We start from the raw sequence: 237 nt of genomic DNA on the forward strand, positions 1-237 counted from the left end.
CAAAAAAAGAGCAGGAGGTATGCAATATGTACTATTATAAAATTGGAGATAAAATCTGCTGTTCCTTCAATGGAAATTTATCATACGAAAAGGCAGAAATGCCGCACCCGGGCACGCCGCTCACCTTCTTATTCGAGCGCGAGCCGGGAACCGGAAGAGATTCTTTTAAGGTAAACTCGCCGCTGCTTTTATTCCAGGAGGCAGAGAATGTTTCCTGGCTGAGCAGCCGGAAGCTGG

Annotated in this window: 1 pseudogene; it reads left to right on the forward strand. The window is 46.8% G+C overall.

The features are described 5' to 3' along the window. Positions 1-26: 26 nt before the first annotated feature. Positions 27-237: pseudogene (locus QVO97_RS08780) on the forward strand (lactate dehydrogenase); the annotation flags it as partial.

It is taken from the genome of Clostridium sp. CAG:43 (assembly GCF_000434655.1).
Classification (GTDB): domain Bacteria; phylum Bacillota; class Clostridia; order Lachnospirales; family Lachnospiraceae; genus Otoolea; species Otoolea fessa.